Source organism: Streptomyces bambusae, from assembly GCF_019400985.1.
GTDB classification, from domain to species: domain Bacteria; phylum Actinomycetota; class Actinomycetes; order Streptomycetales; family Streptomycetaceae; genus Streptomyces; species Streptomyces bambusae_A.
Genome location: NZ_WTFF01000761.1, coordinates 1 through 501, shown reverse-complemented (window position 1 = coordinate 501; position 501 = coordinate 1). Strand labels below are relative to the sequence as shown.

The window sequence follows — 501 nt, the reverse complement described above, 5'->3', positions numbered from 1 at the left end:
CCCCGCCCCCCGCCGGACGAACCCCTCTCCTCCGCGTGAGTGGCTCACGCATGCTCCGGCATGCCGCGACGGTCCTTGTCCCCTTCGGAAGGTTCTCCGTGTCCAACGCTGTCATCCGCCGCATCGCCGCTTCCAAGAAGACCCTCACCGGTACCGTCCTGGCTCTGGGCGTCGCGGGCTCCATGCTCGCCACCGTTCCCGCGCAGGCCGCCCCGATGAGCGCGAAGGCGATCGCCCAGCAGATGATCAAGGACCCGGCCCAGTTCGCCGCGTTCGACAAGATCGTGTCGCACGAGAGCGGCTGGGACCACACCGCCACCAACTCCTCCTCCGGCGCGTACGGCCTGGTCCAGGCCCTGCCCGCGTCGAAGATGTCCACGGCGGGCTCGGACTGGAAGACCAACCCGGCCACCCAGATCAAGTGGGGCCTGGACTACATGAACGAGCGCTACGGCTCCCCGGTCGGCGCCTGGAACTTCTGGCAGGCCAACCACTGGTACT

General features: G+C 68.5%; 1 protein-coding gene. It reads left to right on the top strand.

The window, feature by feature from the left end; all coding sequences use genetic code 11:
- Positions 1 to 98 precede the first annotated feature (98 nt).
- Positions 99 to 501, top strand: a 403-nt coding sequence (locus GPJ59_RS36910) for a transglycosylase SLT domain-containing protein (protein ID WP_219672425.1), incomplete at its 3' end; no start/stop codon positions are given.